This window comes from Aurantiacibacter xanthus, assembly GCF_003584015.1.
Lineage (GTDB): Bacteria > Pseudomonadota > Alphaproteobacteria > Sphingomonadales > Sphingomonadaceae > Alteraurantiacibacter > Alteraurantiacibacter xanthus.
Genome location: NZ_QXFM01000066.1, coordinates 44,492 through 67,676, shown reverse-complemented (window position 1 = coordinate 67,676; position 23,185 = coordinate 44,492). Strand labels below are relative to the sequence as shown.

Here is a 23,185-nt window from a genome sequence, read left to right as displayed (position 1 = left end):
GGCCGGGCTCATGATGACGAACTATTCAGGGCGCGTACTTTAGGATTTTCCCTGCATCTGCGCAACCTAGGGAACAAGCTTACCGGGGTTAAGTATTCCGTCAGGGTCCAATGCCTGCTTGACCTGCCGCAACAGTGCCACCTTGACCGGATCGCCCATGCGGCCAAAAGTCTCGCGCTTGAGCTGCCCGATCCCGTGCTCGGCGCTGATCGATCCGCCCCATTCGGTCACCAGCGCATAGACGTGCTCGCTGATCGCCTTGGCGTCGCCTTCGTACCACTGCGCCGGATCGACCCCTTCGGGCGCGATCACATGGAAGTGCACATTGCCATCGCCAAGGTGCCCGAACGCGACCGCCTCGGTGCCCGGCCACTCGCGTTCGAGCAGCGGCACGGCCATGTCGACGAAATCGGGCATGCGCTCCACCGCGACCGAGATATCGTGCTGCACGGCGGGGCCCTTGTCGCGTTCGGCGGCGGCGACGGAATCGCGCAGCAGCCAGAACTGTTCGGCCTGCGTCTCGTTGGCCGCGATCACCGCGTCTTCGAGCAGGCCCGCCTCGAAGGCGCTCGCCAGCACGTTTTCGGCCAGATCGCCCAGAGCGTCGCGCGTATCGGCGCTCGCCACCAGCTCGATCAGCGCGTGCCAGCCGTGCGGTTCGCCCAGCGGCGCGCGCGCACCGGGTAGATGGTGAAGCACGTCTTCCAGCGTGCCCTGCGCCATCACCTCGAACCCTTCGAGGGCCTCGCCCGCCTGCTTCTGGCAGTGGAGCAGCAACTGCCGCGCGGCGGGGAGGGTGGGAACGCCCGCCCAGAGCACCCGGCGCTCGGCAATGGCCGGTTCGAGCTTCAGCGTCGCCGCCGTCACGATGCCGAGCGTGCCTTCCGATCCGATCAGCATCTGCTTGAGGTCGAACCCGCGGTTATCCTTCATCAGCGGGGTGAGCGCGGAGAACACGCTGCCGTCGGCCAGCACGGCCTCCAGCCCGAGCACCTGCGCACGCATCATGCCATGGCGCAGCACCTGCGTGCCGCCTGCATTGGTCGAGATCAGCCCGCCGACCGTGGCCGATCCCTTGCCGCCCAGCGTGAGGGGGAAGCGCAGGCCCTCGGCCTCGACCGTTTCGTGCAACGTCTGCAACACCAATCCTGCCTCGCAGGTGATCCGCATGGTGGCCGGATCGAGCGCGCGCACCGCGTTCATCCGTCGTAGCGACAGCACCAGCGCATGGCCGCTGTCATCGGGCGTGGCACCGCCGCACATGCCCGAATTGCCGCCCTGCGGCACGATCGGCACGCCGAATTCACCGCACAACTTCACCAGCGCCGCCACCTCTTCGGTCGTGGCGGGTGAGGCGAGGCCGAGCGCCCGACCGGTGAACCGGCCACGCCAGTCGGTCAACCAGGGATCGACGAGGTCGGGGTCCTGGGTGAAGCCACGCGGGCCGAGGAGGTCGGCAGCGCGGGCGGCGAAGGTCTCGATGTCGCTCATGAGCGCGCTGATGCCAGCGCCGGGCTGACTTTGCAAAGCCTTGAATCCGGGGTTAAGCCACTATTCAAGCGGGTGGCCTAGAACACGAACCCGTCACGCCAATTGCTTGCTGATGGTTGCGAACTGCCTCTGCCACACATGAAACCTGCTGTCCCTCTCCTTGCCGGCCTCGCGCTGCTCTCCGCCTCGGTGGCGGCAGATCGCGCGGCTCACGCCGAAGATCGGCGCGGCGAGCCGGGCGGGCAGTCGTTGCCCGGCGGGTTCGAGGGCACGGTCGATGCGCGAATCCGCGTGCTCGAACGCGCCGCAGAGCCCGAGAAAGCGCAGCAGGTGCGGATCGAACGGCGGGTGGTGATCCGGGTCTCGCCCAGCCGCGATACCACCAGCGCCCGCCTCATGGCCGAGCTGCCCCGCCGTTCGATGACGACTCGCTATCAGGAAGCCGATCACGCCGATTGCCTGCCGCTCGATCAGCTGATGAGCGTGCAGCCGATGGGCGATGACCGGCTGCTGCTGGTGACGCAGGACCGCCGCCTGCTGTCAGCTGCGCTCGATCGCTCTTGCAGTGCGCAGGCGTTTTACGCCGGCTTCTATGTCGAGCGGAACGATGACGGGCGCCTGTGCGTGAACCGTGACGAGCTGCAATCGCGCGCGGGCGACACTTGCCGCATCTCCAGCCTGACCCGTCTGGTCGCTGTGCGCGACTAACACCGGGTTCGGGCGAACGATCGCCAAAACTTGACTTTTGCGCCTGCACAGGCAAAGGGCGCGCTGGTGTTCGTGGCCCGGCGTGATTCCGGCCTGCGATAGCTTTTCGGCACCGCTGAGTGCCACCACCTCGATCCGGACAGACACACAGCCTATGAAATTTGCCGATCTCGGCTTGTCAGACGAATTGCTCAAGGCCGTCAGCGATGCGGGCTACGAGGAGCCGACCGCCATTCAGGCTGAGGCCATCCCGACCGTGCTGATGATGCGCGATCTGATCGGCATTGCCCAGACGGGCACCGGCAAGACCGCCAGCTTCGTTCTGCCGATGATCGACGTGCTCGCGAACGGTCGTCGCCGTGCGCTGATGCCGCGCTCGCTGATCCTCGAACCGACCCGCGAACTGGCCGCCCAGGTGGCGGAGAACTTCGAGAAGTACGGCGCCAACCACGATCTCAAGATGGCGCTGTTGATCGGCGGCGTGCAGATGGGCGATCAGATCAAGGCGCTGAACGACGGCGTCGATGTGCTGATCGCGACGCCGGGCCGCCTGATGGACCTGTTCGAGCGGGGCAAGATCCTGCTCAACGGCTGCGATCTGCTGGTGATCGACGAGGCGGACCGGATGCTCGACATGGGCTTCATCCCCGATATCGAATTCATCTGCGAGAAGCTGCCGACGCCGCGCCAGACGCTGCTGTTCTCGGCCACGATGCCGGGGCCGATCGCCAATCTGGCGAAGAAGTTCCTCTCGAACCCCAAGCGGATCGAGGTGAGCCGTGCAGCCTCGACCAACCAGAATATCACCGCTTTCAAGATCCCGGTGAAGACCCGCGAAAAGCGCGAAACGTTGCGCTGGCTGCTGCGCAACGATCTGGTCGAAACGGCGATCATCTTCGCCAACCGCAAGACCACGGTGCGCGAGGTCAACAAGAGCCTCCAGCGCCATGGCTTCTCCAGCGGCGAAATCCATGGCGACATGGATCAGTCGAGCCGGATCGCCGAGCTGAACCGCTTCAAGTCCGGCGAGATCAATATCCTCGTTGCCTCCGACGTCGCCGCCCGCGGGCTCGACGTGAAGGGCGTGAGCCACGTGTTCAACTTCGACACGCCCTGGCACCCGGATGACTATGTTCACCGCATCGGCCGCACGGGCCGCGCGGGCAACAAGGGTCGGGCCTTCACCTTCGTCTCCGACGAGGATGCCGAGGCCATGGCCAATGTCGAGAAGCTGACCGGCAGCGCCGTGGCGGTGTTCGGCAAGAAGGACGTGCGCGTCGAATTGCCCAAGGCCAAGCCCAAGGCGGAACCGGAGCAGCGCGAGGACGACCGCAGCGAAGACGAAGCACCGCGCAAGGCCCGCCGCGAACGGCCCGAACGCAAGGAGCGCAAGCCCAGCGAAGCCCGCAGGCCCAACGACGAGCGCAAGCCGCGCGAAGATCGTGGCGGCAGGCGCTATGACCGGCAGGACGACGAGCCGGTGCCCGCAGGCGAGTGGAACGGCCCGCAGCCGAGTTTCCTCGGGGTCAGCGCGATCTGAGCATTCCGGCTAGTTCCCGGATAGATTTAGTTTGTCGCATTCGCGCCGCCTTTGGTGCATCGGTTGGACACGATGGGGAAATGCGTAAGGGGGCGGCCCCTTGCGCAGTACCTGACCGGGGGAAGAACAGCCCGATAGCTCCTGCGAAAGCGAAGTCCCGATGGACCAGTTGCGAAGCTACAAGGCGAGTGGAACAGACCGTGTGAGCGGCGAAGCCCGCACGCTCGAATTCGACGAGAGCGATGCCGCCGGCGCGATTGCCCTTGCCGTGCGCACCTTTGGCCCCGGCCAGTTTCTGCTCTCGTGCGAGAACGGGCGCAACTGGCGCATTCACGTCGCGAACGACCACTCCTGGTGGCTCGAACCTCTCGCCCGGCTCTGAGGCCGGGGCATCGCCTGCGCGCCTAGCCTTCGCGCCCGGCCAGATAGAGGTAGGCGGGATCGAACTCGCCGAGTTCCTTCAGCCCGTCCCAGTCGAGAATCTCGATCACCTGACCGCTGCCTGCGACAAGCCCGCTCTGGCGCAGCTTCTTGAGCATGCGGTTCACGTGCATCTGGGTATAGCCCAGGCATTCGCCGATCTGCGTCTGGCTCAAGGGAAAGCGGAAGGTTCCCTCGTCGGTAAGGCCGACCACTTCCGAGCGGCTGTAAACCTCGCACATCAGGTGCGCGATCCGGGCCATGCCGTTGCGGGTGCCGATGTTGAGCAGCCATTCGCGATGCATCGAGGCGTCGACCATGGTCGCAAACCACAGGATACGGGCGAAGCGCGGGTGGTCTTCGATCAGCTGGGTCAGCGCCCGGTGGGGCAGGCGGGCGATCTTGCACGGCGTGAGCGCCGCGATCGAATGGTCGAGCACTTCGAGCGGATAGCTGTGCAGATCGACGAAATCGCCCGGTATCTGCACTTCCATGATCTGGCGTTCGCCGGCGGCGGTTTCCTTGAACCGGGCGGCAAAGCCCTCAAGGATCAGCGAGGAATAGCCCACCTTCTGGCCCTCGCGCACGAGATAGTCGCCCGCTTTCAGCTCGACCACTTCCTGCAGGTGGGATGCGATCAGATCGCCTTCGTGCTCGCTGAGCGAGAAGCGCTGGCGGATCGTGGCCAGAAATTTGCTTATGTCAGGCATTGCGCCACCGGCGGGCGCTGGCACCTGTGTGTCGAGAAGAGTCCTCATGGTCCGTACCCCAACGGCTTCTTGTTACTGTGCCGGTTGTCCGGCTCCAGCATCACAATCGACAATGCGCCATTTTGTGCCCGGAGAAAAGGTGCCGGATCAGTCCGCCGCGGTAACGAAGCTGTCGATCACCTTCTTGATGCCGCTCTTTTCAAAGGATATTTCCAGCTTGTTGCCTTCCTGCGCGACGACTTCACCATAGCCGAATTTCTCGTGAAAAACGCGTGCGCCGATGGCGATGTCGCTGCGCGGTTTGGCGGCGAAGCTGGCGGCCGAACGGGTATTTTCCTTCACGCGGGCAGGCTTGGTCTCATAGCCGGTGGCGAGCGCTCGCTGCCAGCCGGGGCCGCGCGTGCCGCTGCGCTCGGGCCGGGTGCTGGCGACATGGGCGAAGGGGTCTTCCTGCTCGCTCCAGTTCGCCTGCCACAGGCTTTTCCCGCCGCTCAGCGTGGTTTCGGCCTCGACATGCTCCTCGGGCAGCTCCTCAATGAAGCGGCTGGGGATCGAGCTGGTCCACTGGCCATAGATGCGCCGGTTGGCGGCATGAAGGATCGTGCAGCGCCGCCGCGCGCGGGTGATCGCGACATAGGCGAGGCGGCGCTCCTCCTCGAGGCTGGCGAGCCCGCCCTCGTCAAGCGAGCGCTGCGAGGGAAACACGCCTTCCTCCCAGCCGGGCAGGAACACGTTGTCGAACTCCAGACCCTTGGCCGCGTGCATGGTCATGATCGTGACCTTCTCCTCGTCGGAGGCGGCGTCGTTGTCCATCACCAGGCTGACGTGTTCGAGGAAGTCGCCGAGGGTTTCGTAGTCCTCCATCGCGCGCGCCAGTTCGACGAGGTTGTCGGCGCGCCCTGCGCTTTCGGCGGAGCGGTCGGCCTTGAGCATTGCGTCGTAGCCCGATTCCTCAAGCACGAGGCGCATCAGCTCGGCGGGGCTGAGGCTGTCGCTCGCCTCACGCCAGCGCAGGAAGTCGCCCATCAGCGCGGCGATGGTGTTGCGGGCGCGGGCGGGCAGTTCGTCGCTGTCGGCCAGCTCCAGCGCGGCGGCGGCCAGCGGCAGGCCTTGCGCACGGGCATGGCGGTACATGTTTTCGAGCGCCTTGGCCCCGAGCCCGCGCTTGGGCTGGTTGTAGATGCGTTCGAAGGCAAGGTCGTCGGCGGGCTGGGCGATCACGCGCAGATAGGCGAGCGCATCGCGGATTTCGGCGCGCTCGTAAAAGCGGAAGCCGCCGATGATGCGGTAGTTGAGCCCGATCTGGATGAAGCGGTCTTCGAACTCGCGGGTCTGGTACTGCGCGCGCACCAGAATCGCCACCTGTTCGAGCGGCGCGCCCTCGCGTTCGAGCCGTTCGATCTCCTCGCCCACGCGGCGCGCTTCCTCGGGCGCGTCCCACACGCCGAGCACGCGCAGCTTCTGTCCGGCGGGAAGCTCGGTCCACAGGGTCTTGCCGAGACGCTGCGAATTGCCCGCGATCAGCCCCGAAGCGGCAGCGAGGATCTGCGGGGTCGAGCGATAGTTCTGCTCCAGACGAACCACTTTGGCACCGGGGAAGTCTTTTTCGAACCGCAGGATGTTGGCCACTTCCGCCCCGCGCCAGGAGTAGATCGACTGGTCGTCATCGCCCACCACGCAGATGTTTTTCCGCTCCTGCGCCAGCAGCCGCAGCCACAGGTACTGCACGGCGTTGGTGTCCTGATACTCGTCCACCATCACATATTTGAACCGGCGCTGATATTGCTGCAGCACCTCGCGGTCGGTCTTGAGGATGGTCAGCATGTGCAGCAGCAGGTCGCCGAAATCGCAGGCGTTGAGCGCCTTCAGCCGCTCCTGATAGGCAGCATACATTTGCTGGCCCTTGCCGTTGGCATAGGCCTCGTTGTCGACGGCGGTGAGATCGCCCGGCAGCAGGCCGCGGTTCTTCCAGCTGTCGATCAGACCCGCCAGCTGACGCGGCGGCCAGCGCTTTTCGTCAAGATTGGCCTCGCGGATCATCGTCTTCAAAAGGCGGAGCTGATCGTCGGTGTCGATGATAGTATAGTTGCTTTGCAGCCCGACCAGCTCGGCATGGCGGCGCAGCATCTTGGCGCAGATCGAGTGGAAGGTGCCAAGCCAGGGCATCCCCTCGACCGCATCGCCGATCAGATCGCCAACCCGGTGGCGCATCTCGCGCGCGGCCTTGTTGGTGAAGGTCACGCATAGGATCTCACTCGGCCACGCCAGCCGTTCGCGGATCAGGTGGGCGAGCCGGTGGGTGAGTGCAGCGGTCTTGCCGGTGCCCGCGCCCGCCAGCATCAGCACCGGCCCCTCGGTAGTGAGCACGGCCTCGCGCTGCGGTTCGTTCAGGCGGGCAAGCCATTCAGGTGCTTGGGTGGGGGCAGGCAAGGTCATAGTCGAGCGAACGTTTAGGGAACGTCGCTCTCTTGCGCAATGGGTTGCCGCAGCAAGACCAGCCGCGCCGCGCCCACCTTGCGCTCGCTCTCGATCTCGAGCGCCTTGAGCTTGACCTCTTCCTTCGCCGCCACTTCGAGCGCGACCCATGTGGCAGGCCCGATCCAGCCGAGCCGTGTAAGCCGGTCAAGCGCCACCGCGCCCGCGCCGCTGTGATAGGGCGGGTCGAGCAGGATCAGGTCAAGCGGCTCTTTCACCGGGCCGAGTGAGAACACGCTGGCCGCGCGCACGTCGCATTGCGGCGCGGCGCGCAGGGCGGCGATGTTCTGGCGCAGGGCGCGGATCGCCTGCGCGTCTTCCTCGACGAACAGACACTGCGCCGCGCCCCGGCTGAGCGCCTCCAGCCCCAATGCGCCCGAGCCTGCGAAGAGGTCAGCCACCCGCAGCCCTTCGAAAGTGCCCAGACGGCTGGTCAGCATGGCGAACAGCGTTTCGCGGGTGCGGTCGGACGTGGGCCTTGTCGCCTCACCCTTGGGCGCGACCAGCGGGCGGCGTCGCCAATCTCCGGCGATAATCCTCATGCGCGGCCCTGCTGCCTGAGCGAGGAGCGGAACCGCTCGACATGCTCGCGCGGCACCTCCTGCGCCCCGCCGCGCGGCAGGTCGCCGATGTGGAACGGGCCATAGGCGGTGCGGATCAGGCGGCTCACTTCGAGCCCCAGATATTCGAGCACCCGGCGCACTTCGCGGTTCTTGCCCTCGGTCAGCGTGAGGATGATCCACTGGTTGCGGCCCGTGCGCCGTTCAAGATCGGCCTCGATCGAGCCGAACCGCATCCCGTCGATCTCGACCCCTTCGCTCAGCGCCTCAAGCTGCTCCTGCGACACCTCGCCAAAGGCCCGCGCGCGATAGGTGCGCGGCACGCCGGTGGCGGGCAGTTCGAGCTGACGCTTGAACTCGCCGTCGTTGGTGAGCAGCAGCAGGCCCTCGGTGTTGAAGTCGAGCCGCCCCACCGGCATCAGCCGCGGCGCGCCCTTGGGCAGGGCATTGCGCAGGGCGTTGTAGATCGTGGGGCGACCGGCAGGATCGCGCTCGGCGGTGATCAGGCCCTGCGGCTTGTGGAAGGCGAACAGCCGGGTGCGCTCGGGCTTGGCGACGGGCTGGTCGTCGACGGTCACTCCGCGCAGGTTCTCGATGATGGTGGCGGGCGTGGTGACGAGATCGCCATTGCGCTTGACGCGGCCTGCCTCGATCATCCGCTCGGCCTCGCGCCGACTGGCAACGCCCGCGCGTGCGAGGAGCTTGGCGATGCGTTCGCCTGAGGGGCGGTCGCCCGATTTTTCGTTGTCGCTCATCGTGCGCGCCTTAGCCGCGTGCGGGCAACAGGGGAAGGGCAGGCGGTGCAATCCCCACTTCGCGCGCATTCGCCAATTGCCGAGCGCGCCTGAACCGTGCGATCAGGCGGCGTACATGCTGTGTCGCCCCAATGGTGCAGCACCAAGGAGACCTGAGACGATGCAACCAGACAAAGCCGCAGCGAGCGAGCGCAGCCTGTTGGGATCGCTGCGCCCCTATCTGGAAAAGGAATCGCTGGCGGCCTTCTTCCTCGGCGTCTCCTCGGGCTTTCCCTATGCGATGATCGCCGCCACGCTGACCACGCGGCTCGCGCAGGACGGCATTGAAAAGAGCACGATTACAGCCTTCTCGCTCGCGTTCCTGGTCTACAACTTCAAGTGGATGTGGGCCTGGATCGTCGACGCGGTGAAGCTGCCGCTGCTCGGCAGGCTGGGCCACCGCGTCTCGTGGATGCTGGTGACGGGCGTGCTGGTGATCGCGGCGGTGATAAACCTCGCGCTGGCCGATCCGGCGCAGGATATCGTCTGGATGGCCACCAGCGCCGTGCTTGTCGGCGCGGCGGGCGCCACCTTCGATATCGTGATCGATGCTTACCGGATCGAGACTTTGAGGCCCTATCAGCTTGGCGTGGGCTCGGGCATGAGCCAGTACGGCTGGCGCATCGGCGCCGGGCTGGCGGCGGCGGTGGCGCTGGTGGTGGCGGCGCGTTCAGGCTGGCAGATCGCCTACATGGCCTGCGCGCTGTTCGCCTTTCCCGCGATGCTGACCGCGCTGATCCTCGGCGAACCGGCGCGGCACAAGGTCGAGATCGTGCGCACCGGCATTGCCGAGAAGTGGAAGAGCATCGTCGTCCCCTTCACCGAGTTTTTCCAGCGCAGCGGCGCTTTCGTGGTGCTGTTGTTCATCCTCGTCCACAAGATCGGCGACACGCTGGCGAACCTCACGCTGCGCCTGCTGTTCGACGACCTCGGCTACACCAACGACGAGATCGCGATCTACGACGTGGGCGTCGGCTTCTGGGCGCTGATTATCGGTGTGTTCGTGGGCGGGGTGATCTATGCCCGGCTCGGGCTCAAGAAGTCGGTGCTGATATCGCTGGTGCTGATGGCCATTTCCAACCTCAGCTTTGCCGCGCTGGCGGCGGCGGGCCATTCGAACATCGGCATGGCCGCGGCAATCGGGTTCGAGAACTTTGCCAGCGGTTATGGCGGCGTGGTGGTGGTGGCCTACTTCTCGGCGCTGTGCGACCTGCGCTTCACCGCCTCGCAATATGCGCTGATCTCGGCGGCGGCGAGCATCGTGGGGCGGTTCCTCACCGGCACCACGGCGGGCACGCTGATTGAATCGATGGGCTACGTGAACTTCTACATCATGACGACCATTGCCGCGCTTCCGGGGATCGTGCTGTTCTGGTGGATGATGCGCACGGGGCTGGTCGATGCCGCTATGGGTACGGCGGGGACGGAGAGGGCGCCGGAGGACTGAGGGCCGTTTGGTCCTTCGAGACGGGCTCGGACTTCGTCTTCGCGCTCCTCAGGACGAACGGAGATACGTACCTACTCCCGCTCACCCTTAGCTTGTCGAAGGGGCATCACGAGGTTTGCCTAACTATGAGGCGAACCTCGACGGGTGGCCTTCGACAAGCTCAGGCTGAGCGGATGGGGTGCGGACCGCGGGTCAGCAGCCTAATCCGGCAAGTCGCCGTTCTCGGCCAGCACCTTGCCCGCGAGGTACAGCGAACCGAAGATCAGCACCGTGCCCGCTTTGCCGCCCGGCAACGCCTCCAGCGCCCCCATAAAACTCTCGGCAGTGCTGACCTTCGCCACACCCGCCTCGCGCGCCAGCTCGGCCAGCGTATCGAGCGGGGCGTGGTCGCTGCCGGGGATCGGCACGGCGGTGAGGCTCGCCAGATGCGGCGCGACGATCTGGATAAAGCGCCGCGCGTCCTTCACCGCCATCATCGCCACCACCGCATCGACGGGCTGCTCGACCTTCTCTGACAAAAATTTCGCCAAGGCCTCCGCCGCATCGGGATTGTGCCCGCCATCTAGCAGAAACAGCCGTTCGGGGTGCGTGGCTGTAACCGGCCCCGCGCCCAGCTTCTGCAACCGCGCGGGCCAATAGGCGCTGCGAATACCCTCGGCGAGCGCCTCCTCGCTCACTGCCACGGCGCTCTGGTGGCGAATCATCGCCACGGCGAGCGCCGCGTTGTCGGCCTGATGCGCGCCGGGCATGGTCGGCAGGGGCAGGGCGAGTTCGCCCAGATAGTCGCGATAAGCGATGCCCGTATCGGAAATGTCGGCGAACCAGTCGCGTCCGCGCATGGCGTGTGGAGCGCCCGCTTGCTCGGCGCTCAGGCTCACCTGCGCGGCGACATCGGGGGCATAGTTCTGCGTCACCAGCGGCACGCCCTCGCGCGCGATGCCTGCCTTCTCGAAGGCGATACGCACCATCGGGTTGGCCTTCGGATCGGGCGCGCCGGGCTCGTCGTTGAGCAGGAAGGCCTCGTGATCGACGCCCAATGTGTTCACCGCGCAGACCGCTGGCTTGTCCATGACGTTGGTCGCATCGAGCCTGCCGCCGAGCCCGACCTCGATCACGCAGGCGTCGGCCGGAATGCGGTGGAAGGCGAGGAAGGTGGCCACCGTCGTCACCTCGAAGAAGCTCGGGCCGAGGTCTTCGGAGATGTCGAGCACTTCGGCCAGCAGTTCGCCCAGCAGCCGGTCCTCGATCAACTTTCCCGCGATGCGGATACGCTCGTTGTAGCGCACAAGGTGAGGCTTGGTGGCGGTGTGGACGACCAGCCCCTGCGCTTCGAGAATCGCGCGCAGGTAAGCGCAGGTCGAGCCTTTGCCGTTGGTGCCCGCGACGTGGAACACCGGCGGCAGGTCAAGCTGCGGATTGCCGAGCCGCGCGAGCAGCTCTTTCACGACGTCGAGCCCGATGCGCCCCTGCGGCAGGCTGAGCGCGGCAAGCCGATCGAGCTGCGCCTGAACGAAGGCGTCCGAACTGGCGGCGAAGTCTTTCACAAATTCTCTCCCTCACCTTCAGGGGAGGGATCGCGAGACTTGGCGCCGCGCAGCGGTGCCCAGTCGCAGCAGGGAGGGGCTTGCGGCCCCTGCGACCCGCTGCGCGGCTCGCCCCCACCCCTTGATCCCCTCCCCGGCGGGGAGGGGAGAAATGCGCATCACGCCGCTTTCCTCGGCGCGAGATAGTCGAGCAGCGTCGCCAGCGTTTCTTTCAGATCGTGCCGATTGACCACCATGTCGACCATGCCGTGCTTGTGCAGATATTCGGCGCGCTGGAAGCCTTCGGGCAGTTGCTCGCGAATCGTCTCCTGAATCACCCGCTGCCCGGCAAAGCCAATCAGCGCATCGGGCTCGGCAATGTGGACGTCGCCCAGCATTGCATAGCTGGCGGTGACGCCGCCGGTGGTCGGATCGGTCAGCACCACGATATAGGGCAGGCCCGCCTCTTTCAGCCGGCGCGTCATCACCGTGGCGCGCGGCATCTGCATCAGGCTGAGAATGCCCTCCTGCATGCGCGCGCCGCCTGCTGCTGTAACGGCGATATAGGCGCACCTAGCCTTAAGCGCGGCCTCAGCGGCGTTGCAGAAGGCATCGCCCACCGCCATGCCCATCGAGCCGCCCATGAACGAGAAGTCCTGCACGCCGACCACGGCCTTGCGCCCGTCGATCGTGCCGGTGGCGGCGGAGAAGGCATCCGGGTGCGGGCTCTTTGCGCGCGCCTGCTTGATGCGGTCGGTATAACGCTTGGTGTCGCGGAACTTGAGCGGGTCTTCCGCCACCACCGGATCGGCCAGCAGCGTGAAACCCGGATCGAGCAGCTGCGCCAGTCGCGCATCGGCCCCGATGCGCCCGTGATACTCACACTTCGGACAGACCGAAAGGTTGGCCTCGTAGTCTTTGGCGAACAGCATGTCCTGACAGCGTGGACATTTGATCCACAGGTTGTCGGGCGTATCGCGCTTGCTCACGAAGGGAAGGCGATTGCGAACTTTGGTCAGCCAGCTCATGCTGTTGCCTTTCGCGCGGAATGGACCGCCTTGGCAAGCCCCTCGACCAGCGCCTTGAGGTGCCGGGGAGCCTCGGCCCCGTGCTTTTCCACCAGATCGATGAAGGCCGAGCCGACCACCACCCCATCAGCCACCTTGGCGATTTCGGCGGCCTGCTCGGGCGTGCGCACGCCGAAGCCGACCGCGACGGGCAGGTCGGTGTGCGTCTTGATGCGCTGCACGTTGTCCTCGATCGAGGCCATGGCAGCCTGCTGCTTGCCGGTGATCCCGGCAACCGAGACGTAGTAAAGGAACCCGGAGGAGCCTTCGAGTACGGCGGGAATACGCTTGTCGTCGGTGGTGGGCGTGGCGAGACGGATCAGGCTGATGCCCTTGTCGCGCAGCGCGGGGCCGAGATCCTGATCCTCCTCCGGCGCAAGATCGACGCTGATCACGCCATCGACACCGGCCTTGGCGGCTTCTTGCGCGAACCATTCCGGCCCGCGGCGGACCATCGGGTTGGCATAGCCCATCAGCACCAGCGGCACCTCAGGGTGACGCGCGCGGAAATCGGCGGCGAGCTTCAGCACGTCTGCTGTTCTGGTGCCCGCGTTGAGGGCGCGGATGTTTGCGGCCTGAATGGCGGGGCCGTCGGCCATCGGATCGGTGAAGGGCATGCCCAGCTCGATCACGTCCGCGCCGCCTTCGACCAGCGCGTCGAGATTGGCGGCGGTGTCGCCGTCGCCCGCGGTGATGAAGCAGACGAGCGCGGGGCCCTTGGCGAAGGTGGTTTGGAAGCGCGTGCTCACATCTCTACTCCCAGCGCTTCGGCCACGGTAAAGATGTCCTTGTCGCCGCGTCCGCACAGGTTGGCGCAGATGATCGCGTCCCTGGGCATGGTCGGCGCGACCTTCACGATGGCGGCGATGGCATGGCTGGGTTCCAGCGCGGGGATGATGCCCTCGGTGCGGCAAAGCAGCTGGAACGCGTCCAGCGCTTCCTTGTCGGTGGCATAGGTGTAGTCGACGCGGCCCGATTCCTTGAGCCAGGCGTGCTCCGGCCCGATGCCCGGATAGTCGAGACCCGCCGAAATCGAGTGGCCCTCGGTGATCTGGCCGTCCTCGTCCTGCAGCAGATAGGTCTTGTTGCCGTGGAGAATGCCGGGGAAGCCGCCCGCCAGCGAGGCCGCATGTTCGTCGCCGTCGAGCCCGTGGCCCGCCGCTTCCACGCCGAGCATCTTCACATCGGGATCGTCGAGGAACGGATGGAACAGGCCAATCGCGTTCGAGCCGCCGCCGATCGCCGCCACCAGCAGATCGGGCAGGCGGCCGGTGCGGGCGAGCATCTGCGTGCGCGCCTCGCGGCCGATTACGGACTGAAAATCGCGCACTAGCTCGGGATAGGGGTGTGGGCCTGCCGCCGTGCCGATGATGTAGAAGGTGTCGTGCACGTTCGCGACCCAGTCGCGTAGGGCCTCGTTCATCGCATCCTTGAGCGTGCCGCGCCCCGAGGTAACCGGCACGACCTGCGCGCCGAGCAGCTTCATGCGGAACACATTGGGCTGCTGGCGGGCAACGTCGGTCGCGCCCATGAACACGGTGCAGGGCAGGCCGAACCGCGCGCAGACCGTGGCCGTGGCAACCCCGTGCTGGCCCGCGCCGGTCTCGGCGATGATGCGCGTCTTGCCCATGCGCATGGCGAGCAGGATCTGGCCGATGCAGTTGTTGATCTTGTGCGCGCCGGTGTGGTTCAGCTCGTCGCGCTTGAACCAGACCTGCGCGCCGCCCAGTTCCTCGGTCAGGCGCGGCGCGAAGTAGAGCGGGCTCGGGCGGCCGACATAGTGCTCCAGCAAGTCGTCGAACTGCGCCTTGAACTCGGGGTCCGCCTTGGCCTTGCGATATTCCTGCTCGAGGTCGAGAATCAGCGGCATCAGCGTTTCGGCCACGTAGCGTCCGCCGAACTGGCCGAAGTGCCCGCGCTCGTCGGGCTGGTTCATGTAGCTGTTGGGGGTATGTTCGCTCATGCCAGCGCGTTGGCAGAGCCTCCGCCCCTTGGCAAGATGGTGCTCGGCGCGAGGGTCAGCCGGGCAAGGCTGCCATGGCCGCGCGGGCGGCCTCGCAGAAGGCGGCGATTTTGTCGGTGTCTTTCACACCGCGCGCGCTTTCCACGCCCGAGGAGGCGTCGACGAGCGGCGCGCGGGTCTGGCGGATTGCCTCGGCGACATTGCCCGCATCGAGCCCGCCCGCAAGGCCCCATTCGGCCTCGTGGCGGAACTGCGCCAGCAGCCGCCAGTCGAGCGCGAGCCCGTTGCCGCCGGGCAGCGCGCCAGCGGGCGCATCGTAGAGCAGGCGGTGGGCAAAAGGCCTGTAGCGCTGCGCCTGTTCGAGGCTGGCCTGATCCTTCACGCCGATAGCTTTCCAGATTTCGAGGTCGGAATGCTCGCGCATAAGCTGGACCCACTCGGGCGTTTCCTGCCCGTGCAGTTGCAGCACATCGGGGCGGACCACCTGAACGATATCCGAGGTCTGCGCGGGCTCCATGTTCACGGTCAGCAGCACCGTCTTGACGTGCGCGGGCACCCGTTCGCGCAGATCGGCGGCGCGGCCGATGGAGACATGGCGCGGGCTCGGCTTGAAATGCACCAAGCCCACGTGCGTAGCCCCCGCCGCCACGGCGGCGTCGATGGCCTCGGGCGTGGAGAGTCCGCAGATCTTGATCAGAGGAGGTGCCATATCCGGCCCTGCTTAGGCGCGTTACAGCGTCGCTTCAATCTCGCGCGCGGCGGCCAGCGGGTCGGCGGCCTTGCTGATCGGACGTCCGATCACCAGCACGCTTGCTCCGTCGTCGCGGGCCTTGCGCGGGGTGACCGTACGCTTCTGGTCGCCCGTGGCGCTGCCTGCGGGGCGCAGGCCGGGGACCACGAAGAAGCCGTGCTTCCACTGCTTGTGGACCGCGCCCACTTCCTGCCCCGAGCAAACAATCCCATCCAGTCCGGCCGATTCGGCCAGTTCGGCCAAGCGCATCACATGATCGTGCGGGGTGCCCGCAACGCCGGTGCGCGCAAGGTCGCGCTCATCAAGGCTGGTGAGCATCGTTACCGCCACCACCTTGCAGTTCTCGCCGGCAGCGGCCTTGGCGTCCTCCATCATCGCCCGCCCGCCCGAAGCGTGGACGGTGACAATGGCGGGCTCGAGCACGTGGATCGACTGCATCGCTCCGGCGACGGTGTTGGGAATGTCGTGCAGCTTGAGGTCGAGGAAGATCGGCAGTCCGCTGGCCTGCACCATCTCCATCACTCCGTGGTGGCCATGGGCGTAGAAGAACTCCATGCCCAGCTTCACCCCACCGATATGGCCGCGGACTTTGCCGAGGAGGTCTTTCGCCGCATCGAGCTGCGGCACGTCGAGTGCAAGGTAGATCGGATTGCTCACGGGTTTTCCGGTTTGGTGGAGGGAGTGGTGGGCAGCGGCGACAGCGGGTCGGCCCCGATCGGGGGCGCTGCGGGTGCGATCTCTTCGGCCGGGGCGATCGGTGTCGCGTCAACGGCGCTGGCGGCAGCGGGTTCGGCCTGCATCGGGGTGGCCTGCGCCACGCGTGCGGCGTTCTCGAGGCTCTGGATGCGGCGGCGGGCCTGCCATTTCGACGCGCGCAGATAGAGCCACATCGGCACGAAGCCTATGAGGAACGAGATAATGACGATGGCCGGCACCTTGGTATCGACCAGAATGCCGGGCCAGATGCGGACGGTCACATCGGTCCAGTTGGCGACCGAGAAGGCCACCAGGGCGACGAGCAGCAAGGCCCAGGCGAATGTGCGCAATATCTGCATCGTACCTCCTCAATCGGCCCGCAAGGCTAGCCAAACCGCCGCCCCTTGGGAAGAGCGCCGATCAGCCGCCGAAAACACGGTCGAAAATCGTGTCGACATGCTTGAAGTGGTAGGCAAGGTCGAACTTCTCTTCGAGCTGTTCCTCGCTCAGCGCCGCGCTGACCTCGGGATCGGCCTTCAGCAGTTCGAGCAGCGAGAGCTGACCGTCCGATTCCCACACCTTCATCGCGTTGCGCTGCACGAGGCGATAGCTTTCGTCGCGGCTGAGGCCAGCCTGCGTCAGCGCCAGCAGCACCCGCTGCGAGTGGACGAGGCCGCCCATCCGGTCGAGGTTCTTCTGCATCCGTTCGGGGTAGACCAGCAGCTTGTCGATCACCCCGGTGAGGCGCGCGAGCGCGAAGTCCAGCGTGATGGTGGCGTCGGGGCCGATGAAGCGCTCGACCGACGAGTGCGAGATATCGCGCTCGTGCCACAGCGCGACGTTCTCCATCGCGGGCAGGGCATAGCTGCGGATCATGCGTGCCTGTCCGGTAAGGTTCTCGGTCAGCACCGGATTTCGCTTGTGCGGCATGGCCGACGAGCCCTTCTGGCCGGGTGAGAAATACTCCTCGGCCTCAAGCACCTCGGTGCGCTGGAGGTGCCGCACTTCGACCGCGATGCGCTCGATCGAGCTGGCGATCACGGCAAGCGTGGAGAAGTACATTGCGTGGCGATCGCGCGGGATGACCTGGGTCGAGACCGGCTCGATCTCCAGCCCCATCTGCTCGGCGACATAGACCTCGACGCTCGGATCGACATTGGCGAAGGTGCCGACCGCGCCCGAAATGGCGCAGGTGGCGATCTCGGCGCGAGCCGCGATCAGGCGAGCCTTGGCGCGCGAAAACTCGGCATAGGCTTCGGCGAGCTTGAGGCCGAAGGTCACCGGCTCGGCGTGGATGCCGTGGCTGCGGCCGATGGTGGGGGTATACTTGTGCTCCTGCGCCCGGCGCTCGATGGCGGCGAGCAGTTCGTCGAGGTCGGCCAGCAGGATGTCGCTGGCCCGCGCGAGCTGGACGTTGAGCGTGGAGTCGAGAACGTCGGAGCTGGTCATGCCCTGATGCATGAAGCGCGCCTCGGGGCCGACCTGTTCGGCCACCCAGTCGAGGAAGGCGATCACATCGTGCTTGAGGACGGCTTCCTTGGCGTCGATGGCGGCAACGTCGATCTTGGGGTTCGTGGCCCACCAGTCCCACAGCGCCTTGCCGGCACTTTCCGGCACCACGCCCAGCTCCCCCATCTTGACCGCGGCGTGGGCCTCGATCTCGAACCAGATGCGATAGCGCATCTCGGGCTCCCAGATCGCGGTCATGGCGGGGCGGGCGTAACGGGGGACCATGGGTGTGCTCCAGTATGGCGGGAAATTCTGTCGGCGCGGCTAGGGCGTAGGGCGCGCAATGACAAGAGGCCAGCGATACTGATTGTCTAAAGCAGTCCCTTCGCGCGCAGCGAAACATAGCCTTCGCGGCCCACGATCACGTGGTCGTGGACCAGCACGTTCACCAGCCGCCCGGCCTCGGCGATGCGGCGGGTGATGTCGATATCGGCCTTGCTCGGCTCGGGATTGCCCGAGGGGTGGTTGTGCACGAGAATCACCGCCGCCGCCCCGCGCGTGATCGCGGTGCCGACCACCTCGCGCGGGTGAATAGAGGCCTCGTTGATCGTGCCGTCGTGGACGTGCTGGTCGAGGATCAGCCGGTTGCGGGTATCGAGATAGAGCACGCGCACGCGCTCCACATTGAGGTGCGCCATATCGATGGCGAGGTAGTCGATCAGCGCCTGCCAGCTTCCCAGCACCGGCTTCTGCGAGACTTCGGAGCGCGCCATCCGCCGCGCTGCGACGCTGGCGATGCGGATCATGGCTGCGCTCGCCTCGCTCACGCCTTTGACTTCGCACAGGGCGGCGGGATCGGCATTCATCACGCCCGCGAGCGAGCCGAACTTGTCGAGCAGGGCCTTGGCCTGCGGCTTGGTATCGCCGCGCGCGAGGGCGCCGAACAGCAGGTATTCGAGCACCTCATAGTCGGCCAGCGCCTCCGGCCCGCCATTCAGCAGCCGCGCGCGCAGGCGGGCACGGTGGCCCGATCCGGCGTGGGCGGCGCGTTGGCTCTGGCTGTCGGGCCGGTCGGGCAAAGGCTTCCCCCTGATTTGCCTGCACCCTTCCATTGCCTTTGCGCGCATCCTCGCGCAAGTGTGCCCGCGATGGCGCAGGATGCCGATATCACCAATGCTCCGGCGCGACCGGGCCGCAAGTGGCTCACCCTTGGTAACGCGATCCGCGCGGTCGTGCTGCTGGGTGTGGGCGGCGCGGCCTGGGCATGGATAACGCGCGAGGACATCGCCTACGATATTATCGCCGACGAGCTGGAAAGCCGCGGGATCGAGGCCCAGTACAAGGTCGAGAAAATATCGGCTTACCGGCAGGTGCTGACCGATATCGTGATCGGCGACCCCGCGCGGCCCGACGTTACGATAGAGCGGGTGGAGATCATCACCCAGCCGCGCCTCGGTCTGCCCGGCTTGCAGGAGGTGCGACTGGTGCGTCCCCGCGTGTTCGGGCGAATCGCTGATGGGCGACTCAGCCTCGGATCGCTCGACAAACTCATCTACACCGGCAGTGACGAGCCCTTCGCGCTGCCCGATCTGGCCTTGAGCGTGGACGATGGCCGGGCGCTGATCGAGAGCGACTTTGGCCGGATCGGCGCGAAGTTGCAGGGCGCGGGGAACCTGGCTGGCGGCTTCACCGGCGAACTGGCGCTGGTCGCGCCGAACCTTGTGATGGCCGATTGTTCGGCGCAGGGCGCGAGCCTGTTCGGAACAGTGAACGTCGACAGCGGCAAGCCGCACTTCGCCGGGCCGCTGCGATTCGATAGGCTTGCTTGCGGCGAAACCGTGAACCTCGCCAAGGGCGGTGTGGAACTCGATGTGCTCGCCGCCAGCGATCTTGCCGTCGTCTCGGGGCGCGCTGCCATCGCCACCGGGGCGGGGCAGGCACCTGCCGCCACCGTCGCCGCGCTGAACGGCACCAGTTCATTTTCCTGGCGCGAAAGCCTGTTTACCGCCGACTATCGCCTTGCCGCGCGCGACCTCGTTACCAGCGAAGGCCGCTTCGCCCGGTTCGAAGCCGATGGCTTCGTGCGCGCCCGCGACAACTTTGCGCGGCTGGAGGGCGAGGGCACCGTCGAGGGCACCGGCCTGCAACCCGGCGCGCGGCCCGGCAAATTGCTCGCCGAGGCAGCGCGCAGCGCCGAGGGCACGCTGTTCGCCCCGCTGATCGAGCGGATCAATGGCGCGCTGGCGTCGGAACTGCGCGGCGCGCGTCTGCTGGCCGACTTTACCTTCCGCCAGAATGCCGAACGGCTGGCGCTGGTAGTCCCGCAGGCCGAACTGCGCGGGCGCTCGGACGATATCGTGCTTGGCCTGTCGCGCGCGCAGTTCGCGCTGGAGGGCGAGGGCCTGCCGCGCTTCGACGGCAACTTCCTCACCGGCGGGGCGGGGCTGCCGCGAATCAGCGGGCGGATGGAACAGGAGCCGGGCGAGCCGCTCTCGCTGCGGCTGTCGATGGCGGACTATGCGGCGGGCGATGCCAGCCTCGCGATCCCCGCACTGCGGATGACGCAGGCGCGCGATGGTACGATCAGCTTTGCCGGGCGCGCCTTTGCGTCTGGCGCGGTGCCCGGCGGATCGGTGCGCGGAGCCGAGGTGCCGCTTGACGGAACCTACAGCGCGGGCGGGAATCTTGCCCTGTGGCGCGGCTGTCAGACCTTCTCGGTCGAGGCGCTGGCGCTGGGCGACCTCGCCTTCGGGCGCGAGCGGATCGAGCTGTGTCCGCAAGGCCAGCAGCCGCTCCTGCGCTATGGCGCGCAAGGGGTGAGCTTCGCTGCCCGCACCGCGCCGCTCGATTTCCGCGCCCGGATGGGCGGTGCGCCGCTGCATCTCGCGACCGGAGCGCTCAGCGTGAGCTGGCCCGGCACGCTCAGCACCAGCGCCGCGCTGGTCGAACTGGGCGAGGGCGAGGACGTGGTGCGGCTCGCGCTCGGCCAGCTCGATGCGCGGCTGGAGCAGGACTATATCGGCGGCACCTTTGCCGAGGCTTCGCCGCATCTGCCCGCCGTTCCGCTCGACATCTCGCAGGGCGCGGGCACATGGCGCTACACCGATGGCGTGCTGGATCTCTCCGATGTTGCCTTCCGCATCGAGGACCGCGCCGCGCCCGACCGGTTCGAGCCGCTGACAGCCCAGAGCGCCGAGCTGTCGCTCAGAGACGGGGTGATTCGCGCCCGCGCGCTGCTGCGCGAACCCGACAGCAAGGTGGCCGTGACGCGCGTCGCCATCGCGCACGATCTGTCGAGCGGGGCCGGTCATGCCGATCTGGCGGTCGACGGCATCACCTTCGACAGCAAGTTCCAGCCGCAGGATCTTTCGCGCCTCGCGCTCGGCGTGGTGGCCAATGTTGCGGGCACGGTCACCGGCACCGGGCGGATCGACTGGAACGCCAGGGGCGTCACCAGCTCGGGCCGGTTCGCTTCCGAAAGTCTCGATCTCGCCGCCGCCTTCGGGCCGGTCAAACATGCGCGCGGCGAGATCGTCTTCACCGACCTGCTCGCGCTGACCACCGCGCCGAATCAGACCATCAGGGTCGGCGCGATCAACCCTGGCATCGAAATCTACGACGGCGAAGTAACCTATCAGCTGGTGAACGGCGAACGGCTCGAAATCGGCGGCGGGCAATGGCCGCTGCTGGGCGGAACGCTCACGCTGCGCCCGCTGACAATGAACATCGGCGAAAGCGAAAGTCGCACGTACACTGTTGTCATTGAGGGGCTGGAGGCGAGCCGCTTTATCGAGCGGATGGAGCTGAACAACCTTGCCGCCACGGGCAAGTTCGATGGCGTGATCCCGATCGTGTTCGACGAAGACGGCAACGGCTTTCTCGTGGGCGGCGTGCTCACGTCGCGCGAGCCGGGGGGCAATCTCGCCTATGTCGGCCAGTTGACTTACGAAGACCTGTCCTTCGTCGGCAATCTGGCCTTTCAAACGCTGCGTGATCTCAGGTTCAACGGCGCCGAGATCCTGCTCGACGGGCCGCTCGCGGGCGAACTGGTCACGCGGGTGCGGTTCGAGGGCATCCGGCAGGGCGAGGGTGCGCAGAACAACATCATCTCGCGCACCATTGCGCGCCTGCCGCTCGAACTGCGGCTCAATATCCGTGCGCCGTTTTACAAGCTGATCGCCAGCACCCGCTCGCTTTACGACCCGTCTTCGCTGCGCGATCCGCGCCGGCTGGGCCTGATCGGCGAGCGCGGCGAGGTGCTGCGCGACCAGATCGATCAGGACGCGGTCGACGAACTCGATGCCGAGGCCGAACGCGCGGCCGAAGAAGAACTCAGCCGCCAGCGCGGCGATGAACCCGCTATTCAGCCATCCGAAAGCGAGGATGCCCTATGAGGAATGTCAATTTGACCACGCCTGCACTTCGCGCGCATAAGCCCTCTGGAACGGGGAGCAACATGGGTACGAAGTCGGGCCGGGCGATAGTGATGGGGGCAGTGCTGCTTGGGCCGATCCTGCTGTCAGGATGCATCAAGCTCGAAGCCCCGACCGAGCCGATCGTGATCGAGCTCAACATCAATATCACCCAGGAAGTAATTTACCGGCTGGCGGAAGACGCTGGCAACACGCTGGATGAAAATGCCGACATCTTCTGATGCCGGCACGAGGGAAACGATGATGACAAAGAGCGCAAAGAACCGGATTTGGCTTGCCAGCGGCGCTGCCGCCCTGCTTGGCCTCGGCCTTGTGGCAGGCCCGGCGCTGGCTCAGCGCGACCCGGCCTATGCTGCGGCGCGTTCCTCCGGGCAGGTGGGCGAGAAGATGGATGGCTATCTCGGCGTGGTCGGCACGGGCAATGCCCAGCTGCGCGCGATGGTGGACGACATCAATATCCGCCGCCGCGCGGTCTATGCCGAACAGGCGCAGGCCAAGGGCGCCACGCTGGAGGAATATGCCTTCACCGCGGGCTGTCTCGCCATCTCGCGCACCGAGCCGGGCGAAATGTATGTCGCCTATTCGACCGGTCAGTGGACGGCCCGCACGGGCTCCTCGCCGGATCGCGATCCGCGCTGCCCGTAAGCTTGGCCGTAAGCCTGGCCGCAATTGGGGGACAAGGCCGCGAACATCCACGCTGCACTGCCGCAGCTGCGGTTGACTCGTTCGTAACCCCCGCCTAAGGGGCACACGCCTTCGGCGGACAGTATTGCAAGCAAGTGTCTTTCCCATGTAGGGAAAATCATGAGCGACAAGAAATCCGCCCGGGAATCAATCGGTGAAGATGCGCGGATCGACGCGCTCGAGAAGCGGCTTGCAGCCGCGCGCGAGCGGGAAGAACAGCGCAACAAGCCGGTCGTGCAGGGAGCAGGCGAGGGCGAGAAGCTCGGCAATCGCGTGCTGTCCTATTTGCTCGGCGGGATTCTCGGTGGTGCACTGGTGGGCTGGGCGATTGACCAGCTGGCCGGAACTGCGCCCTGGGGCCTGTTGGTGATGCTGTTCCTCGGAATAGTCGTCGGCTTCAGAAACATTATCCGGATAACCAGCAAGCGCCCCTGAAGCTTACGATTAGGGGCGTTTGTTGCAGCTAGTTAGAGG

At 66.3% G+C, this 23,185-nt stretch carries 22 protein-coding genes; 8 read left to right on the top strand and 14 right to left on the bottom strand.

All coding sequences use genetic code 11. The features are described from left to right. Positions 1-66: 66 nt before the first annotated feature. Entirely contained in the window at positions 67-1,491 is a 1,425-nt protein-coding gene (locus D2V17_RS07005; RefSeq protein ID WP_119592371.1) for an FAD-binding oxidoreductase, read from the bottom strand. 138 nt (positions 1,492-1,629) lie between these two features. On the opposite strand from D2V17_RS07005, the gene D2V17_RS07000 reads away from it, so the two are divergent. From D2V17_RS07000 to D2V17_RS06990, 3 genes are all read left to right on the top strand, one after another. Continuing rightward, positions 1,630-2,199, top strand: a complete 570-nt coding sequence (locus tag D2V17_RS07000; protein WP_119592370.1) for a hypothetical protein — start codon at positions 1,630-1,632, stop codon at positions 2,197-2,199. Positions 2,200-2,353: 154 nt separating this feature from the next. Continuing rightward, the gene (locus tag D2V17_RS06995; protein ID WP_119592369.1) at positions 2,354-3,739 is read left to right on the top strand and encodes a DEAD/DEAH box helicase; all 1,386 of its coding nucleotides are present in this window, start codon (positions 2,354-2,356) and stop codon (positions 3,737-3,739) included. A gap of 160 nt (positions 3,740-3,899) precedes the next feature. Further along, positions 3,900-4,121, top strand: coding sequence for a hypothetical protein (locus D2V17_RS06990; RefSeq protein ID WP_147367273.1), 222 nt, complete (start codon positions 3,900-3,902; stop codon positions 4,119-4,121). Between the two features lie 22 nt (positions 4,122-4,143). Here the strand turns inward: D2V17_RS06990 and D2V17_RS06985 are convergent, their stop codons facing one another. From D2V17_RS06985 to D2V17_RS06970, 4 genes are all read right to left on the bottom strand, one after another. After that, complete coding sequence (locus D2V17_RS06985; protein WP_191229112.1) at positions 4,144-4,869, bottom strand: Crp/Fnr family transcriptional regulator; 726 nt, start codon at positions 4,867-4,869, stop codon at positions 4,144-4,146. A 147-nt stretch (positions 4,870-5,016) separates the two neighbouring features. Continuing rightward, complete coding sequence (locus D2V17_RS06980; RefSeq protein ID WP_119592366.1) at positions 5,017-7,305, bottom strand: ATP-dependent helicase; 2,289 nt, start codon at positions 7,303-7,305, stop codon at positions 5,017-5,019. A gap of 14 nt (positions 7,306-7,319) precedes the next feature. Beyond that, positions 7,320-7,886 (bottom strand): 16S rRNA (guanine(966)-N(2))-methyltransferase RsmD, encoded by a 567-nt coding sequence (gene rsmD, locus D2V17_RS06975; protein ID WP_119592365.1) that lies wholly within the window; start codon positions 7,884-7,886, stop codon positions 7,320-7,322. Further along, positions 7,883-8,659, bottom strand: a complete 777-nt coding sequence (locus tag D2V17_RS06970; protein ID WP_119592364.1) for a pseudouridine synthase — start codon at positions 8,657-8,659, stop codon at positions 7,883-7,885. The genes rsmD and D2V17_RS06970 overlap by 4 nt, the downstream gene beginning before the upstream one ends. A 160-nt stretch (positions 8,660-8,819) precedes the next feature. Between D2V17_RS06970 and D2V17_RS06965 the strand changes: the two genes are divergently transcribed. After that, a complete protein-coding gene (locus D2V17_RS06965; protein ID WP_119592363.1) occupies positions 8,820-10,145 on the top strand; it encodes an AmpG family muropeptide MFS transporter in 1,326 nt (441 codons plus the stop codon). 200 nt (positions 10,146-10,345) lie between these two features. On the opposite strand, the gene D2V17_RS06960 is transcribed toward D2V17_RS06965, so the two are convergent. The 9 genes from D2V17_RS06960 to radC all read right to left on the bottom strand — a co-directional run bounded on the left by D2V17_RS06960 (position 10,346) and on the right by radC (position 18,673). Beyond that, entirely contained in the window at positions 10,346-11,689 is a 1,344-nt protein-coding gene (locus D2V17_RS06960) for a bifunctional folylpolyglutamate synthase/dihydrofolate synthase (RefSeq protein WP_119592362.1), read from the bottom strand. A gap of 158 nt (positions 11,690-11,847) precedes the next feature. Beyond that, positions 11,848-12,696 (bottom strand): acetyl-CoA carboxylase, carboxyltransferase subunit beta, encoded by an 849-nt coding sequence (accD, locus tag D2V17_RS06955; protein ID WP_119592361.1) that lies wholly within the window; start codon positions 12,694-12,696, stop codon positions 11,848-11,850. Beyond that, positions 12,693-13,484, bottom strand: a complete 792-nt coding sequence (trpA, locus tag D2V17_RS06950; RefSeq protein ID WP_119592360.1) for a tryptophan synthase subunit alpha — start codon at positions 13,482-13,484, stop codon at positions 12,693-12,695. Before trpA ends, accD begins: the two co-directional genes overlap by 4 nt. Further along, the gene (gene trpB, locus D2V17_RS06945; RefSeq protein WP_119592359.1) at positions 13,481-14,698 is read right to left on the bottom strand and encodes a tryptophan synthase subunit beta; all 1,218 of its coding nucleotides are present in this window, start codon (positions 14,696-14,698) and stop codon (positions 13,481-13,483) included. The genes trpA and trpB overlap by 4 nt, the downstream gene beginning before the upstream one ends. Before the next feature lie 55 nt (positions 14,699-14,753). Beyond that, positions 14,754-15,407: a phosphoribosylanthranilate isomerase gene (locus D2V17_RS06940; protein ID WP_119592358.1), complete on the bottom strand. Its 654-nt coding sequence runs from the start codon at positions 15,405-15,407 to the stop codon at positions 14,754-14,756. A 21-nt stretch (positions 15,408-15,428) separates the two neighbouring features. After that, a complete protein-coding gene (gene pyrF / locus D2V17_RS06935) occupies positions 15,429-16,106 on the bottom strand; it encodes an orotidine-5'-phosphate decarboxylase (protein WP_119592357.1) in 678 nt (225 codons plus the stop codon). Beyond that, a complete protein-coding gene (locus D2V17_RS06930) occupies positions 16,103-16,504 on the bottom strand; it encodes a lipopolysaccharide assembly protein LapA domain-containing protein (RefSeq protein WP_119592356.1) in 402 nt (133 codons plus the stop codon). Before D2V17_RS06930 ends, pyrF begins: the two co-directional genes overlap by 4 nt. A 61-nt stretch (positions 16,505-16,565) precedes the next feature. After that, positions 16,566-17,879, bottom strand: coding sequence for an adenylosuccinate lyase (gene purB, locus D2V17_RS06925; RefSeq protein WP_119592355.1), 1,314 nt, complete (start codon positions 17,877-17,879; stop codon positions 16,566-16,568). Between the two features lie 86 nt (positions 17,880-17,965). Continuing rightward, positions 17,966-18,673 carry a RadC family protein gene (gene radC, locus D2V17_RS06920; RefSeq protein ID WP_245978583.1) on the bottom strand — a complete coding sequence of 236 codons (708 nt, stop codon included), beginning with the start codon at positions 18,671-18,673 and terminating at the stop codon, positions 17,966-17,968. 69 nt (positions 18,674-18,742) lie between these two features. Between radC and D2V17_RS06915 the strand changes: the two genes are divergently transcribed. The 4 genes from D2V17_RS06915 (at position 18,743) to D2V17_RS06900 (ending at position 23,146) form a co-directional block, all read left to right on the top strand. Continuing rightward, complete coding sequence (locus D2V17_RS06915; RefSeq protein ID WP_119592353.1) at positions 18,743-21,988, top strand: intermembrane phospholipid transport protein YdbH family protein; 3,246 nt, start codon at positions 18,743-18,745, stop codon at positions 21,986-21,988. Between the two features lie 92 nt (positions 21,989-22,080). Further along, entirely contained in the window at positions 22,081-22,248 is a 168-nt protein-coding gene (locus D2V17_RS06910; RefSeq protein WP_119592352.1) for a YnbE family lipoprotein, read from the top strand. A gap of 22 nt (positions 22,249-22,270) precedes the next feature. Continuing rightward, entirely contained in the window at positions 22,271-22,672 is a 402-nt protein-coding gene (locus D2V17_RS06905; RefSeq protein ID WP_119592351.1) for a YdbL family probable chaperone protein, read from the top strand. Positions 22,673-22,831: 159 nt separating this feature from the next. Further along, complete coding sequence (locus tag D2V17_RS06900) at positions 22,832-23,146, top strand: AtpZ/AtpI family protein (RefSeq protein ID WP_119592350.1); 315 nt, start codon at positions 22,832-22,834, stop codon at positions 23,144-23,146. Positions 23,147-23,185 lie beyond the last annotated feature (39 nt).